The organism is Stenotrophomonas sp. 10L48, from assembly GCF_056395105.1.
In genome coordinates, this window is sequence record NZ_JBFTIX010000011.1 from 1 (window position 1) to 14,067 (window position 14,067).

Here is a 14,067-nt window from a genome sequence, read left to right on the forward strand (position 1 = left end):
GCCAAGCCCCCAAGGGTGAGGGCGCTTTGCTTGCGAAGCACTGCTTCGCAAGCGCCCGAACGCACAGCCGCCAGCGGCTGGGCCGGTCTGGGGGTTTACGGCGTCCCCCGCAACCGGACCCACCCCGCCTACCCACGGAATGCCTGCTGTTGCTTTGGCTTTGAGGTTGCCGGCCAGCGGCCGGCACTACCGTTTCGGCGGGTGCAGGGCGCAGCCCTGCAAAAGAACCCCCTACCTTACGGCCACTGCATCTCGCCCTTGGCCACCTTCGCACTCAACTCCAGCGACGCCACCCCCGCCAGCTGCGGATAGCGCGCCTGCATCGCCTTCACCAACGCAGCGCTGTCCTTGGCCTTGGCGGTTTCAACATCGAAGGCACGGATGTAATCCGCGGTGAAGCGCAACGCACTGGCATCCAGTGCCGCCCCCTCCGCGTAATGACCGGGCACCACCACCTTCGGCTTCAGCGCCTGCAGCTGCTGCAGCGTGCGCAGCCAATCGGCATGCGACTGCGGCGTCTGCGTATCGGCCATCCACACGTGCTCGCCGGCCACCACCGGAATGCCACCGACGATCGCGCGCAGCGACGGCACCCACAGCACGCTGCGGTCCGGCGTCGGGCCATCCAGGCCGATCAACGGCAGGCGCTGGCCTTCCAGCTGCAGTGCATCGCCTTCCAGCACTGCGGGCACCACGATGCGTGCGGGAGCGTCAGCGCCCATCTTCGGCCCCCAGTACGCCAGCTTGCCGGCCTGGGATTCACGGATGTGCGCCACGGTCTGCGCGGTCGCGACGATGCGCGCCTGCGGGAACGCATCCTGCACGGTGGCCAGGCCGAAGTAATAGTCCGGATCGCCATGGCTGATGTAGATGGTGGTCAGCCGCTTGCCGCTGGCACGGATCTGCTCGACCAGCCGGCGTGCATCGCCGGCAGCAAACTGCGCGTTGACCAGGATCGCGTCGTTGCGCCCTTCGATCAGCACCGAGGACACCGAGAACATTGCCTGCGGGCCGGGATGGAAGGTCTGCAGGCGCAGCTGGGATTTGGCAGCGCTGGCGGGTGCAGGCGCGGCCGGTGCGGCCAGCAGTGGGGCGCTGGTGAAGCTGGCAGCCAGCGCGAGAGGAAGCAGCAGGGCAGCAGTACGCATGGGAGGTGTCCTTGGATTGTCGAGCCGAGCGTTGGCTATGCCGGGCGTCCTTGCCCGGCCCCCTACGGGCCGTCGCAAGCGACGTTGGCAACGGCTCCTGCCGTTGCCTTCGGCTTTACAGGTGGGTAGCGCCGGGCCATGCCCGGCAGGCGGTCAGGCCGGCGAGTGCGCGATCAGTACGCCGCCGTGATGATCTGCCTGGGGTGCTTGTGCGCTTCCAGTTCGGCGACGAACGCGGCGCCGTAGTCGGCGTAGCTGATGCGGCTGTGGCCGCTGGCATCGGCGAGGAAGGCCTTGGGCTGCACGCGGTACTGCCCACGCTCTTCACCTGGGCCGATTTCGGCGGCCGGCGAGAAGAAGGTCCAGTCCAGGTCATCCACCGCCTGCAAGCGGTTGAACGCTTCACGGTGGGCCAGCGCGTAGGGCTTGTAGGCCTCCGGGAAGGTGGGGGTGTCGACCAGCTGCACGCCGGGGGCGACTTCCAGGCTGCCGGCGCCGCCGACCACGACCAGGCGCGGCACGTTGGCCTTGCGGGCGGCATTGGCCAGCTGTGCGGCAACCTCGCCGACGCGACCGATGTCGTCGCCCGGGCGCGGGCCGTAGGCGCTGGCCAGCACATCGTGGCCGGCGATGGCGGCGACCAGGGCGTCCTGGTCATCCAGCGAGGCGATGACCGGATGGGCACCGGCCAGCTCGGCCGGCAGGTCCTGCGCGCTGCGCACGATGACGGTCAGTTGATGGCCGTTGGCCAGCGCGTGGCGGGCGATCTGGCGGCCGATGTTGCCGGTGGCACCGACGAGGGCGATCTTCATGGCAGGACTCCGTGGGGGTGGTGGTTGGGAATGGGGCCACTGTAGGCCGCTGCAGTCGATCGAAAAACAGCGTATAACGCGCTTATTTGTTGCATGGATCGAGCAGATGGACCGATTGACCGCCATGACCGTATTCGTCGAAGTTGCCGAGCGCGGCAGCCTGACCGCCGCCGCCGAGGTGCTGGACATGTCGCGGGCGATGGTCAGCCGCTACCTGGCCGAGGTGGAGGGCTGGCTGGGCGCGCGGCTGCTGCACCGGACCACGCGGCGGGTCAGCCTGACCGGGGCCGGTGAAGCCGCGCTGGCGCGTTTCCGGCAGATGCTGGCGATCGGCGAAGAACTGCAGGGTGAGCTGGCCAGCGACGATCCCGAGCCACACGGCACGCTGCGCATCACCGCCAGCGTGTCGTTCGGGCAGAGCCATCTGGCGCGTGCGGTGGCCGCCTTCGTGCAGCGCCATCCGGCCGCACGCATCGAACTGCTGCTGGTCGACCGCATGGTCAACCTAGTGGAGGAGCGCGTCGACCTGGCCGTGCGCATCGCGCGGCAGATCGATCCCAGCCTGATCGCACGTCGTTTGGCGATCTGCCGTTCGGTGCTGTGCGCGACGCCGGCCTACCTGCAGGCGCGTGGCACGCCGACCGCGCCCGAACACCTCGCCGTGCACAACTGCCTGACCCATCATTACGTCGGCAAAAGCCTGTGGCAGCTGCATCGCGAAGGGCGCTCGTTGTCGGTGGCGGTGGGCGGCAACATCAGTGCCAATGAAGCATCGCTGTTGCTGGAGGCGGTGCGCGCCAATGCCGGTATTGCCATGTTGCCGACCTATCAGGTCGCACCGTTGCTGCGCAGTGGTGAGCTGATCGAACTGCTGCCCGAGTACAGCCTGGACGAGCTGGGCATTCATGCCGTGTACGCCTCGCGCCGGCAACAGCCCGTTATCATGCGGCGATTCCTGGATTTCCTCGCCGAGTGCTTCGCCAGCCCGGCCTTCCAGGATCTGGACTGGCGCCCTTCGGGCAAGGAGAACACATGAATCAGGGACAGGCGTTGATCGACCACAACCGTGCTGCCTGGGACCGCCAGGCCAGCGAGGTGCGCGAGTGGTCGCGACCGGTGGATGCCGAAACGATTGCCGCCGCACGCGAGGGACGCTGGCAGGTACACCTGACGCCGCGTGCGTTGCCGCTGGATTGGCTGGGCGATGTGCGTGGCAGGCGCATCCTGTGCCTGGCCTCGGCCGGTGGCCAACAGGCACCCGTGCTTGCCGCGGCAGGCGCTGAGGTGACCGTGTTCGATCTTTCCGACGGGCAGCTGGCGCAGGACCGCGCCGTCGCCGACCGCGACGGTCTGTCGCTGCGCACCGTGCAGGGTGACATGCGTGATCTGCAGGCATTTGCCAGCGACAGCTTCGACGTGGTGTTCCATCCCATATCGAACCTGTACGTGCCCGACGTGCGTCCGGTGTGGGCCGAGTGCCGCCGGGTGCTGGCACGCGATGGCCTGCTGATGGCCAGCTTCTACAATCCGGTGGTGTTCGTTGCCGCGCGTGATGCACAGCTGAGCGAGCAGGGCCTGATCCGCCCGCAGTACGCGATTCCCTATTCCGACCTGGAAGACCTGGAGCCCGCCGCGCGCGAGGCCAAGCTGGCCCGTGGCGAAGCGCTGACATTCGGTCACAGCCTGGGGGATCTGATCGCCGGGCAGCTGGATGCCGGGTTCGTCATCGACCGCTTCATGGAAGACTGGCAGCCGCAGCCGCGCTTCCTGATCGACCGCTACCTGCCGACCTTCCTGGCCACCCGCGCACGCCGGATCGGCTGAAGACGCGGGCGTACAATGGACGGCCCCACGTTGCACGAGTGAGCCGTCCCTTGTCGTATCCCTATCCGCTGGTCGTGTTCGACCTCGATGGCACGCTGGTCGACAGCGCCGCCGATATCGCCGAAGCACTGAACCGCACGCTGGAAGACATCGGCCTGGCGCGCGTACCCGAAGCCACCGTGCTGGGCTGGATCGGTGACGGCGTGCGCCGGCTGGTCGAACAGGCCGTGCAGGCCGCCGGGCGTCAGATCGATCTGGCAGCGGTGATGCCGACCTTCATGGTCCATTACCGCGAATGCCTGCTGCGCAGCCCGCAGCTGTTCGCTGGCGTAGTGGACGCGCTGGCGCAGTTGCGCGCGTTGAACGTGCCGCTGGCCATCTGCACCAACAAGCCGGCCGCGCTGGTGCCGCCGTTGCTGCAGCACCTGGGCATCGCCGATGCCTTTGCGCTGGTGCTGGGCGGTGATTCGCTGCCGCAGCGCAAGCCCAGTGGTGAGCCGTTGCGGCATATTGCCGCGCACTTCGAACTGCCCGTCGATGCGTGCCTGATGGTTGGCGATTCGCTCACCGACTATCGTGCTGCCGAGGACGCCGGCATGCCGATCGCGCTGGTGCGCTACGGCTATCCGCGAGGACTGGACCTGGAAAACGCGCAGGCCGTCGCGGTAATCGACGACCTGCGTGAACTGCCGGGATTGGCTGCGGTATCGGCGACCTGACCCGCCGGTAGCGCCGGGCCATGCCCGGCGGCCCTTCGATCTGGCGCCCCGACGCCGGGCATGGCCCGACGCTACCGCTTACCTGGGCTGGTAACGCACGCTCAGCTGATACTCGCGGCCTGGCTGGTTGAACCACGCCACGGTTTCGTACTCGCGGTCGAACACATTGGCCACCCGCGCCAGCACCGACCATGCCGGGGTAAGCGCGTATTCGGCGCGCAGATCCAGCGTGCCGTAGCCGCCGACCTTCGCCGCGTTGGCGGCATCGTCGTAGCGCTTGCCCGCGCCCTGTACGGTCAGGCCGGTGCGGAAGTCGCCGAAGCGGCGGTCGATGTCCAGGCGCGCGGTCTGCTGCGCACGGCGTGCCAGCCAGTTGTCGAACTGCGCGCTGCCGTTGGTGCGGTTGCGCGGGTCGGTGAAACTCAGCTGCGCGTTGATGTCGAAGCCGGCCACGGTGGCGCCGCCGGTCAATTCCGCACCGCGGATGCGTGCCTTTTCGACCTGCTGCATGCGGAAGGTGGCCGCGTCGTAGGTGATCAGGTCATCGATGCGGGTTTCGTACACGTCCAGGCCCCAGCGCCAGCCCTGGCCCTGCTGCGAGATGCCGAGGTTGGCACTCTTGGACTTCTCCGGGTCCAGCGTCGGCACGCCGCTCCACGGGTCGTACAGGTCGCTGAAGGTCGGTGCCTTGAACGCGGTGCCGTAGCTGGCGTTGACGCGCAGGCCGTGGCCCAGCTCCATCGCCCAGCCGAGGCTGCCGGTGGCATGGTTGCCGAACTGCTGGTTGTCATCATTGCGTGCGCTGGCCTGCAGCTGGTGACGGCCGAAGCGCGCCTGGTACTGCAGGAACACGCCGGTGTTGCGACGGCTGTCGACCAGGTAACCGGCGCTGCTGCCATCCAGGTTGTCCTCGCTCCAGTCCACGCCGGCGCTGAGCAGCTGGCCTTCGGCAATACCGATGTCGGCCTGCAGCGAAGCGCTGTCGCGGTGCGTCTGTGCGCTGCCGCGTGCACCGAAATCACCGAAGTTGTCGGACTCGTTGTCGCTGCGGCCGACGTTGGCGGTCAGCGTCAACTGCTCCGACGGGGTGTAGCGCACCTTGCCGGCCAGTACCTGCTGGCGGGTCTCGGAGTAGTTGTAGTAGCCGTCGTAGTGGTTCTTGCCGTCGGCACGCAGCGCGCTGCCTTCCACGGTCCACTGGTCGCTCAGGTTGTAACCACCGCGCAGGCTCTTGGACAGGTTGCGGTAGCCATCGCGGTCGGGTTCATCGGCAAAGCAGCCGGTGAACAGCGTGGCCGAACCGCGGCAGGCATCGATGCCATCCGAATGCTGGTAGGCGATGTCGGCGCCGAACCAGCCGCGTTCGGTGCCGCCACCGATGCCGCCGCTGGCTTCACGCAGGCCATTGCTGCCGCCGCCCAGCTGGAAGTGCGGAGCGAAATCACCCTGGTTGCGGCGGGTGAAGATCTGGATCACGCCGCCGATGGCGTCGGCACCGTACAGGCTGGACTGCGGGCCGCGCACGATTTCCACGCGCTCGATCTGTGCCAGCGGCAGATCCTGGTACATCGCCAGGCCGAGGTCGGCGCTGTTGATGCGCACGCCATCGACCAGCACCACGGTATGCGAGGAATTGGTGCCACGCAGGAACAGCGAGCTCTGCTTGCCCAGTCCACCGGCATTGGTCAGGTTGATGCCGGCGCGGCCCTGCAGCAGTTCCTGCAGTGAGGTGGCCTGGCTGGATTCGATCTGCGCGCGGTCGATCACCTGCGCAGGCGCAATGCTGTCCTGCAGGGCGATCGGAGTACGGGTAGCGGTGACCAGCACCTGGTCGAGGTCGGCGGCGCCATCATCGGCCAGGGCCAATGCAGGAAGTGCGGCCAGCACGGCCAGGGACAGCATTCGGGACTGCAGTTTCATCGGGGGACTCCAGGTGCCGCGCACGCCCGCGCAGCGAAGGGGAGGAGTCACAACAGGCAGGCACGCGCCGATGCCGCGGCCATCGCCACAGACATCCAGCGCCATGCCCACCGCATCGCGACCTGAGGCTTCCGGGCCGGTCTCCGGGCTCGCCGCCGGGTGGCCCGAGGCCACCGTCCAGGCGCCTTCCCATGCCTGCGGCACAGTGGCGGGTTGCCTGGAATTGACGTGCTTACCGTTGCGGGGGCAGCGCCGGCATGGCGTGTTGTCACGCGTCACCGGCTTCCCGTTTCAACCTGCCGGCAGGGCCGCAGGTCACCTGGAAGTGCGCGCAGTCTACGGCATCGCGGCCGGCCCGTAGCGTCGAACCCGCACGACTGAGCAGGCGCGGATGCACCTGCACGGTGCAGCAGACCTGCGCCAGCGCCTAGAATGCAGCTCGAATTATCGTGGTGCCGTTGCCGATGTCCGTCTGTTTTCCGCTGTTCCCGCGCCGCCCTGACTGGGCACGCGCATGATCCTCGACCTGGTCCGCCATGCCGGCAACGGTCGCGATGAGTTCCTCGATGGCCGCAGCGATCCGCCGCAGCTGGCCCGCCTGCCGCAGGAGCTGGTCGATGCCTATGCCGGGCAGTCGTGGGAACGGGTGATCAGTTCGCCGCGCCTGCGCTCGCTGCATACGGCGATGGCACTGGCCACACCGCGCGCGCTGGATGTTGAGGCCGACGAGGAGTGGGAAGAGCTGGATTTCGGCGACTGGGATGGCCAGTCATTGTTTGATCTGCCGGAAGAGGCGTTGGCCGCGTTCCACGCCGATCCGCACGCGTTTCCGCCGCCGCATGGCGAAAGCTGGGGCCACTTCGAACGGCGCATCGCACGCGCGCTGGATCGCCTGCTGGATGACGACGACCCGCCGCCGACAGTCGTGGTCAGCCACGGCGGCCCGCTGCGCATGGTGCTGTCGCTGGTGTGCGGCCTGCCGATGTCGCTGTGCTGGGCGCTGCGCATCGACCACGGCACGCGCCTGCGCGTGTGGGTCGAGCGCGGAGAAGCGGGGCTGGTGGGCGAGCTGCTGGAGCTGCAGCAACCCTGACGAATCCGGTAGCGCCGGGCCATGCCCGGCGGATTCCACATCACCCGCGCTACGCGCTCGCCGGGCATGGCCCGGCGCTACCGATCGCGCATCACAGTGGTGGTGCCGGCCGGTGGCCGGCATTCCCAGCAACGCGGAGGCCTCAATCCTCGTCGGCGCTTTCGGCCGTGCTTTCTTCGCCGTCGTCCTCGGCGTCGAAGCGCTGCTCATGCACCGGGCCCGAGGCCGGACCTGCCGCCTTCAGCGGATGCACGGCAATCCGTGCTTCGTAGTCCTGCACCAGTGCCGTACGCTGCGGTTCGCTCAGTTCCTGCCAGTGGCAGTCCAGCAGCGCACCTTCCAGCGAATACAGCAGGTTGAGGCTGGGCTTGAAGCCGGCACGCTTGACCTTGACGAAGGCACCGACGGCACCGATCGCAACCAGGTCCTCACGGCTGCGCAGGCCCACCTGGCGCAGCCATGCCGCACTCTTCGGGCCGATGTTGCGCAGCTTGACCGCGCTCACGCCAACGCCCCGACGAACACCTCGGCGATGGCTTCCAGACCGGCCTGGTCCTCGGCATCGAAGCGGCCGACGACCGGGCTGTCGATATCGAACACACCGATCAGCTCCCCACCACGGAGCAACGGCACCACCAGTTCCGAGCGCGATGCGGCGTCGCAGGCGATATGGCCGGGGAAGGCGTCCACATCTTCGATCCGCTGGGTGACGCGCTGGCTGGCGGCCGCACCGCACACGCCCTTGTCCAGCGGAATGCGTACGCAGGCCGGCAGGCCCTGGAACGGACCGACCACCAGTTCCTTGCCGTCATACAGGTAGAAGCCCACCCAGTTCAGGTCGGGCAGGGCGTGGTAGACCAGTGCAGCGAGGTTGGCCGCATTGGCGATGCGGTCGGACTCGCCGTAGACCAGGCCACGGGCCTGTTCCAGCAGCTGGGCGTATTGTTCCGGCTTGCTGCCGGTGAGCGAGGCGTTGGCGAACATGGCCGCAGTCTAGCAAGCGCGCCGGGCCAGCGATAATGGGGCTCTGTTGCCCCGCTGGAGCCTGTGATGTCCCTGCCTGCCACGTTGCCGACGGCCCTGTTCGTCACCGGCACCGATACCGAGATCGGCAAGACCGCCGCCAGTACCGCGCTGCTGCACGCGCTGCGCCGGCGCGGCCTGCGCGCGGTGGGCATGAAGCCGGTGGCCAGCGGCAGCCATGACGCGGGGCAGGGGCTGCGCAACGACGACGCGCTGGCATTGCAGGCCGCCAGCCTGCCGGTGCCTGACTACGCCGATCTGAACCCCTACGCATTGCGCCAACCGTTGGCGCCCGAACTGGCGGCCGCAGAAGATGGCGTGCGCATCGAACTGGCCCCGATCGTGGCGGCCTTCGAACGCCTGCGCGCACAGGCCGACGTGGTGGTGGTCGAAGGCGTGGGCGGCTGGCTGGCGCCGTTGTCGGCGCAGCTGGACCAGCTTGACCTGGTACGTGCGCTGCGGCTGCCGGTGGTGCTGGTGGTCGGCATGCGCCTGGGCTGCGTCAACCATGCGCGGTTGACCGCACACTCGCTGCAGGCCAGTGGCGTGGAGTGCCTGGGCTGGATCGGCAACCACATCGATCCGTCGATGCAGCGCCAGGATGAGAATTTCGCGACCTTGCAGCAGCGTCTGCCGATGCCCTGCTGGGGCCGGCTGCCGCATCTGCCGGGCGCCGATGGTGAAGCGTTGAGCGCGTATCTGCACAGCGACCACAGGTAGTGCCGGCCGCTGGCCGGCAACTGCACGCGTTTCACCACCTCGAGGTTGCCGGCCAGCGGCCGGCACTACCGTGTTGCCGCCACCAGCTCCCGTGCGATCGCACCCAGCCGTTCCACCGCAGCGATGAAGCGCGCGTCCAGGGTCTGGCAGCACGACAACCGCAGGCAATGCCGGTAGCGCGCGCCACGCGAATACACCTGGCCCGGCATGAACACGATGTCCTCTGCCAATGCGCGCTCGAACAGCTCCCGGGTGTCTACGCCAGGCAGCTCCAGCCACAGCAGGAATCCTCCCTGCGGCTCGGTAGCGCAGGTGCCGGCCGGGAAATGTTCGGCCACCAGCTGCCGCAGGCGACCGACCTGTTCGCGGTACAACCGGCGCATGCGATGCAGGTGGTGCTCGTAGCTGCCTGCTTCCAGGTAGGCCGCCACCGCATCACCGAGCAGCTGCGGTTCGCCGCCGGTGGACTGGAATTTGAGCAGCGCGATGCGTTCGGCGAAGCGGCCGCCATCGAGCCAGCCGATGCGGTAGTCCGGTGCCAGCGTCTTCGAGAATCCACCGACCACCATCACCCAACCGTCGCGGTCGAACGCCTTCAGCAAGGGCGCCGGCGGCTCGCTGAACTGCAGTTCGGCATACACCGCGTCTTCGATCAGCGGCAGCTGGCGTGCGTTGACCAGTTCGGCCAGGCGCTGCTTGTCGGCGATCGGCATCGTGCAGCCCAGCGGGTTGTGCACGGTCGGCATCACCACCAGCGCCGCAAGAGGGGTGTGCTCCAGCAGCGCTTCCAGCGCATCCACGTCCAGGCCGCGCTGCGGATGAGTGGGCAGTTCGATCGGCTGCAGGCCCAGCGTGGTCAGCAGGGGATACAGGTTGAAGTACGAGGGTGCTTCGATGCCGACTGCATCGCCGGGTTGGGTGACCGCGCGCAGTGCCAGTTGCAGTGCTTCCATCGCACCATGGGTCAGCAGCAGGCGTTCGGGGTGGGTATGCAGGCCCATCCGCGGGCCACGCCGCACGATCTGCGCCAGCAGGCGTGGCGAACCATTGGGACGGGCGTAGGTCTCCACGGTCTGCTGGCCATGGCGAAGTACCTGCGCGGTGTGCCGGGCCAGCTGCGCACCCGGGTAGAACTGGCGCCCACGCGGGCCGGCAAAGGCGAGGTCGATCACGCCGGGGCGCCGCTGCGCTTCCAGCACCCGCGCCATCAGCACCTGCTGCAGCGGGGCGGTGGGCGCGGACGGCGCATCACGCAGCGAGCGCTGCGGAACCGACAGTCGCGGCGCGACTTCGAAGCCGGCCTTGGGCCGCGGAATGACCAGGCCGGCGTCTTCCAGCTGACGGTAGGCCGCGATCACCGTGTTCAGGCTGAGCTGGCGCTGCGATGCCATCTGCCGCAGCGATGGCAACCGGCTGCCGACCGGCAGGCGCCCGCCGTGGATGGCTTCAGCCAGCTCGTCCGACAGCCGCTGGTAGCGGGGAGGAATCATCGTGGTGGCGTCTTCTGTATCCATCGACCCGGCCCGCATCTGGTTCTGTACCCATGATGCTGACGAGCCTAGCATGTCGTTGTCGGCCGGGCCTGATCGGGGCCGGGTCGATACTTCCCAAGCGCACGGCCCTGTGGCCGTGCGTCTTTTTCATGCCGTGGTGGCGGCCAGCGGCCGGCCCCACCATGGGGTGTCAGCGCATCGGCACCAACGCGGGATCGCGGCGGTACAACGCCGGGAACTGCTTGCCCAGCGCGGTCAGCTTGGGCGCGTCGTAGTAGCGGATGTACGCGGCCTGCGGGTAGTTGCTCATGTAGTTCTGGTGGTAACTCTCGGCCGGGTAGAAGCGCTGGCCGCTGCTCACCTGGGTCACGATCGGCGCGCGGTAGCTCCCCGCCTGGCCGAGCTGGCCGATGTACGCACGGCTTGCTGCCTGCTGGCGCGCGTCTTCGGCGAAGATCGCCGAGCGGTACTGGCTGCCATGATCGGGCCCCTGGCGGTTGAGCTGGGTCGGGTCGTGCACCACCGAGAAGAACACCTGCATCAACTGTCCATAGCTGACCTGGCGCGGGTCGTAGTCCACCTTCACCGCTTCGGCGTGGCCGGTGCGGCCACCGCTGACGCGTTCATAGCGGGCGTCGGCGGCACTGCCTCCGATGTAACCGGACACCGCGTTGCTCACCCCTTTGACGTGCTGGAACACGCCCTGCACGCCCCAGAAACAACCGCCGGCGAATACCACGCTGGCGTGGCTGGCGTGGCTGGCGTCATCGCGGAACGCCGCATCACCGCTGGGCGCAGGCAGTGCCTGCAGCTGTGCGGTGGGCTCGGCCGGGGCGGCGATCGCGCTGTGGTCCACCAGCAGCACACCCGCGACCAGCGCGGTGGCGACCAGGCCGGCGACGCCGGCGGCAATGCCCTGTTCGAAGGAGAGTTTCATCGTGTGCTCCCGGTTCAACCGAAGGTGAAGGCGTAGGCCTGCACGCCTGCGTCGAGGAATTCGATCTCGAAACGATGCGGACCGATCGTGCCGCGCTGGCGGATCAGCTGGTACAGGCGGTGCTCGTTGACGGTGCCGGTGCCATCGGCGACCACGTCGGCGCCGGCATCGGCCGCAGGCAGTGGCTTGCCATCGAGCAGCACGCGGAAGCGCACCGGCTTGCCGTCCTCGCCCGGTGCCAGCACCAGATGCAGGTCGCGGGCGTGGAACTGGAACGCGATGCGGCCGCCGGCCTGCTGCAGTTGTGCAGCCTCATCGTTGACCCGCCACTGTCCGGACAGGCCCCATTGGTTCAGCGCCAGGGTGGACGGCAGCGTGTAGCCGAATGCTGCGTCGGCGCGCTGCCCGCCCGGCGAGGCGAACTGCTCGGCACGTGCGTGGCCCAGGTAGGTTTCCGGCGAGCGCAGGTTGCCCATGTCGGCCTGCGTGGCCACGCCCTGCAGGTCAGCCGCGGCCGGATCAGCAGGCGGCGGCAGCTCGGTCTGCCCGGCTTCCACCAGCAGGCGGCGGATCACCTGTTCGGAGTGCGCGTAGTTGCCCTCGCCGAACTGATGCCCGCGGATGTTGCCCTGCGCATCGACGAAGTAGTGCGCCGGCCAGTAGCGGTTGTTGAACGCGCGCCAGATCGCATACTGGTTGTCGAGTGCGACCGGGTACTCGACCTTCAGCTGCTGCACGGCCTTCATCACGTTGCGCGGGTCGCGCTCGAACGCGAATTCCGGGGTGTGCACGCCGATCACCACCAGGCCATGGTCGCGGTAGCGCTGCGCCCATTCGTGCACGAACGGCATCGCACGCAGGCAGTTGATGCAGGAATAGGTCCAGAAGTCGATCAGCACGACCTTGCCATGCAGCTGCTCGCGGCTCAGCGGCGGGCTGTTGAGCCACCCGGTGGCGCCGTCCAGCGTGGGTAGCGTTCCTTCCACCGGCAGCGGCGCGCCTGCCTGGCCGGCTGCCATCATCATCATCGGTGGTGCTGCCGGCTGCGTGCCGGGCACGGCATCGAGCAGGCCCTGTTCGATGCGTGCGGTACTGACCGCGGACAGGCGGGTCAGCAGGCCGGTGTCCCAGCCCAGGCCGATCGCCACCACCGCCAGCAGCGCGGCCACGCCGAGCACCCGGCGCACCACATTGCCCAGGCCGAGCCGGGCCTGCAGTGCGCGGAACACACGGCCGCCCACCCACACCGCCAGCGCCAGTGCGGTGACGGCGCCCAGCGCGTAGGCCAGCAACAGCGAACTGGTGCCGACACTGGCGCCGTTCAGGGCGGCACCGGTCAGCACCAGGCCGAGAATCGGACCGGCGCAGGGGGCCCACAGCAGGCCAGTGGCGATGCCGATCAGCAGCGAGGTCCAGGCGCCGCCACGGCCGGCCGCATCCGCGGCGTCGGCACGTGCGCTCAGGCGCGCGCCGATGCGCTGGAACGGCGCCAGCAGGTGGTCGGCCAGGGTCGGCCACAGCAGCGCGATGGCGAACACCGCCATCAGTACCAATGCCACCCAGCGGCCGACCTGGTTGGCCTGCGCCACCCACTGGCTGCCGACCGCCGCCAGACTGGCGACCACGGTGAAGGTCAGTGCCATGCCCAGCAGCAGCGGCAGGGTGCTGCGCAGGGAAGGACGATCAGCGCGTGCGAACACGAACGGCAGCACCGGCAGGATGCACGGGCTGAGCAGGGTCAGCACGCCGCCGAGATAGGCAAGCAGCAACAGCAGCATCATCAGGCTCCAGAAGCAGGGGAAGAACCGACCGGCACGCGCCAGCCGCCAGCGGCGTCCTGTTGCGCAGTCCCGGGCATGAACGCCATCGCGGCGCCGTTCATGCAGTAGCGCAGTCCGGTCGGCCGCGGGCCGTCGTTGAACACATGGCCGAGATGGCCGCCACAGCGGCGGCAATGTGCTTCCACCCGCAACATGCCGAAGGTGGTGTCACGGTCCTCGCCGATGGCGTTGTGCAGCGGCGCCCAGAAGCTGGGCCAGCCGGTGTGGCTTTCGAACTTGGTGGACGAAGAGAACAGCGGCAACGCACAGCCGGCACAGGCGAACGTGCCCTGCCGATGTTCCTTGTTCAGCGGGCTGCTCCAGGGGCGCTCGGTGGCCTGCTGGCGCAGCACGGCGTACTGCGCCGGGCTCAGCAGCCGGCGCCACTCGGCATCGCTGCGGACCACCTCGAACTGTCGCGCAGGCCGTGCCTCGGCAGCGGCCGGGGCCGCGCGGCTGCACGCGCCCAGGCCCAGCAGGCCGGCGGCGGTGACAGCACCGCCCAGGCCCAGCAGATGGCGGCGGGTGAGGGACATGGTGGACTCCGGGAAGGGGCGA

At 68.5% G+C, this 14,067-nt stretch carries 14 protein-coding genes and 1 riboswitch; of the genes, 5 read left to right on the forward strand and 9 right to left on the reverse strand.

The genetic code is table 11. The features are described from left to right. Nucleotides 1–236: 236 nt before the first annotated feature. Nucleotides 237–1,148 (reverse strand): MBL fold metallo-hydrolase, encoded by a 912-nt coding sequence (locus AC1DCU_RS17040; protein WP_105163358.1) that lies wholly within the window; start codon nt 1,146–1,148, stop codon nt 237–239. A gap of 173 nt (nt 1,149–1,321) precedes the next feature. Continuing rightward, nucleotides 1,322–1,960: an NAD(P)-dependent oxidoreductase gene (locus tag AC1DCU_RS17045; protein WP_032976398.1), complete on the reverse strand. Its 639-nt coding sequence runs from the start codon at nt 1,958–1,960 to the stop codon at nt 1,322–1,324. 106 nt (nt 1,961–2,066) lie between these two features. On the opposite strand from AC1DCU_RS17045, the gene AC1DCU_RS17050 reads away from it, so the two are divergent. Genes AC1DCU_RS17050 through gph form a run of 3 tightly spaced genes read left to right on the forward strand, consistent with a single transcriptional unit; the run spans nt 2,067 to nt 4,503 of the window. Further along, a complete protein-coding gene (locus tag AC1DCU_RS17050; RefSeq protein ID WP_025878424.1) occupies nt 2,067–2,996 on the forward strand; it encodes a LysR family transcriptional regulator in 930 nt (309 codons plus the stop codon). Further along, nucleotides 2,993–3,784 carry a class I SAM-dependent methyltransferase gene (locus AC1DCU_RS17055; RefSeq protein WP_033830262.1) on the forward strand — a complete coding sequence of 264 codons (792 nt, stop codon included), beginning with the start codon at nt 2,993–2,995 and terminating at the stop codon, nt 3,782–3,784. Before AC1DCU_RS17050 ends, AC1DCU_RS17055 begins: the two co-directional genes overlap by 4 nt. A gap of 50 nt (nt 3,785–3,834) precedes the next feature. Then, the gene (gph, locus tag AC1DCU_RS17060) at nt 3,835–4,503 is read left to right on the forward strand and encodes a phosphoglycolate phosphatase (protein WP_080150129.1); all 669 of its coding nucleotides are present in this window, start codon (nt 3,835–3,837) and stop codon (nt 4,501–4,503) included. 78 nt (nt 4,504–4,581) lie between these two features. Here the strand turns inward: gph and btuB are convergent, their stop codons facing one another. Further along, a complete protein-coding gene (gene btuB, locus AC1DCU_RS17065; protein WP_442252412.1) occupies nt 4,582–6,423 on the reverse strand; it encodes a TonB-dependent vitamin B12 receptor in 1,842 nt (613 codons plus the stop codon). A 117-nt stretch (nt 6,424–6,540) separates the two neighbouring features. Beyond that, a riboswitch (cobalamin riboswitch) is annotated at nt 6,541–6,761 on the reverse strand. A 176-nt stretch (nt 6,762–6,937) separates the two neighbouring features. On the opposite strand from btuB, the gene AC1DCU_RS17070 reads away from it, so the two are divergent. Further along, a complete protein-coding gene (locus AC1DCU_RS17070; RefSeq protein WP_059065880.1) occupies nt 6,938–7,516 on the forward strand; it encodes a histidine phosphatase family protein in 579 nt (192 codons plus the stop codon). A 142-nt stretch (nt 7,517–7,658) separates the two neighbouring features. Here AC1DCU_RS17070 and AC1DCU_RS17075 read toward each other — a convergent pair whose 3' ends face one another. Both AC1DCU_RS17075 and AC1DCU_RS17080 read right to left on the reverse strand, forming a co-directional pair. Next, nucleotides 7,659–8,021: a TfoX/Sxy family protein gene (locus AC1DCU_RS17075; protein WP_025878429.1), complete on the reverse strand. Its 363-nt coding sequence runs from the start codon at nt 8,019–8,021 to the stop codon at nt 7,659–7,661. Continuing rightward, entirely contained in the window at nt 8,018–8,500 is a 483-nt protein-coding gene (locus tag AC1DCU_RS17080) for a GAF domain-containing protein (RefSeq protein ID WP_025878430.1), read from the reverse strand. Before AC1DCU_RS17080 ends, AC1DCU_RS17075 begins: the two co-directional genes overlap by 4 nt. Before the next feature lie 66 nt (nt 8,501–8,566). On the opposite strand from AC1DCU_RS17080, the gene bioD reads away from it, so the two are divergent. After that, nucleotides 8,567–9,259 (forward strand): dethiobiotin synthase, encoded by a 693-nt coding sequence (gene bioD / locus AC1DCU_RS17085; RefSeq protein WP_080150124.1) that lies wholly within the window; start codon nt 8,567–8,569, stop codon nt 9,257–9,259. A 65-nt stretch (nt 9,260–9,324) separates the two neighbouring features. Here the strand turns inward: bioD and AC1DCU_RS17090 are convergent, their stop codons facing one another. From AC1DCU_RS17090 to msrB, 4 genes are all read right to left on the reverse strand, one after another. Beyond that, a complete protein-coding gene (locus AC1DCU_RS17090) occupies nt 9,325–10,773 on the reverse strand; it encodes an aminotransferase-like domain-containing protein (protein ID WP_025878432.1) in 1,449 nt (482 codons plus the stop codon). A gap of 169 nt (nt 10,774–10,942) precedes the next feature. After that, a complete protein-coding gene (msrA, locus tag AC1DCU_RS17095) occupies nt 10,943–11,689 on the reverse strand; it encodes a peptide-methionine (S)-S-oxide reductase MsrA (RefSeq protein ID WP_442252068.1) in 747 nt (248 codons plus the stop codon). A gap of 14 nt (nt 11,690–11,703) precedes the next feature. Continuing rightward, nucleotides 11,704–13,467 (reverse strand): cytochrome c biogenesis protein DipZ, encoded by a 1,764-nt coding sequence (locus AC1DCU_RS17100; RefSeq protein ID WP_442252069.1) that lies wholly within the window; start codon nt 13,465–13,467, stop codon nt 11,704–11,706. A gap of 2 nt (nt 13,468–13,469) precedes the next feature. Then, nucleotides 13,470–14,045 (reverse strand): peptide-methionine (R)-S-oxide reductase MsrB, encoded by a 576-nt coding sequence (gene msrB, locus AC1DCU_RS17105; RefSeq protein ID WP_025878435.1) that lies wholly within the window; start codon nt 14,043–14,045, stop codon nt 13,470–13,472. Nucleotides 14,046–14,067: the final 22 nt, after the last annotated feature.

Bases quoted from the DNA above. Each gene is read 5' to 3' on its own strand.
- btuB (WP_442252412.1), bottom strand. From the start codon at position 6,423: ATGAAACTGCAGTCCCGAATGCTGTCCCTGGCCGTGCTGGCCGCACTT.
- msrA (WP_442252068.1), bottom strand. From the start codon at position 11,689: ATGAAACTCTCCTTCGAACAGGGCATTGCCGCCGGCGTCGCCGGCCTG.
- msrB (WP_025878435.1), bottom strand. From the start codon at position 14,045: ATGTCCCTCACCCGCCGCCATCTGCTGGGCCTGGGCGGTGCTGTCACC.
- bioD (WP_080150124.1), top strand. From the start codon at position 8,567: ATGTCCCTGCCTGCCACGTTGCCGACGGCCCTGTTCGTCACCGGCACC.
- AC1DCU_RS17045 (WP_032976398.1), bottom strand. From the start codon at position 1,960: ATGAAGATCGCCCTCGTCGGTGCCACCGGCAACATCGGCCGCCAGATC.
- AC1DCU_RS17100 (WP_442252069.1), bottom strand. From the start codon at position 13,467: ATGCTGCTGTTGCTGCTTGCCTATCTCGGCGGCGTGCTGACCCTGCTC.
- AC1DCU_RS17070 (WP_059065880.1), top strand. From the start codon at position 6,938: ATGATCCTCGACCTGGTCCGCCATGCCGGCAACGGTCGCGATGAGTTC.
- AC1DCU_RS17090 (WP_025878432.1), bottom strand. From the start codon at position 10,773: ATGGATACAGAAGACGCCACCACGATGATTCCTCCCCGCTACCAGCGG.
- AC1DCU_RS17080 (WP_025878430.1), bottom strand. From the start codon at position 8,500: ATGTTCGCCAACGCCTCGCTCACCGGCAGCAAGCCGGAACAATACGCC.
- AC1DCU_RS17055 (WP_033830262.1), top strand. From the start codon at position 2,993: ATGAATCAGGGACAGGCGTTGATCGACCACAACCGTGCTGCCTGGGAC.
- AC1DCU_RS17040 (WP_105163358.1), bottom strand. From the start codon at position 1,148: ATGCGTACTGCTGCCCTGCTGCTTCCTCTCGCGCTGGCTGCCAGCTTC.
- AC1DCU_RS17050 (WP_025878424.1), top strand. From the start codon at position 2,067: ATGGACCGATTGACCGCCATGACCGTATTCGTCGAAGTTGCCGAGCGC.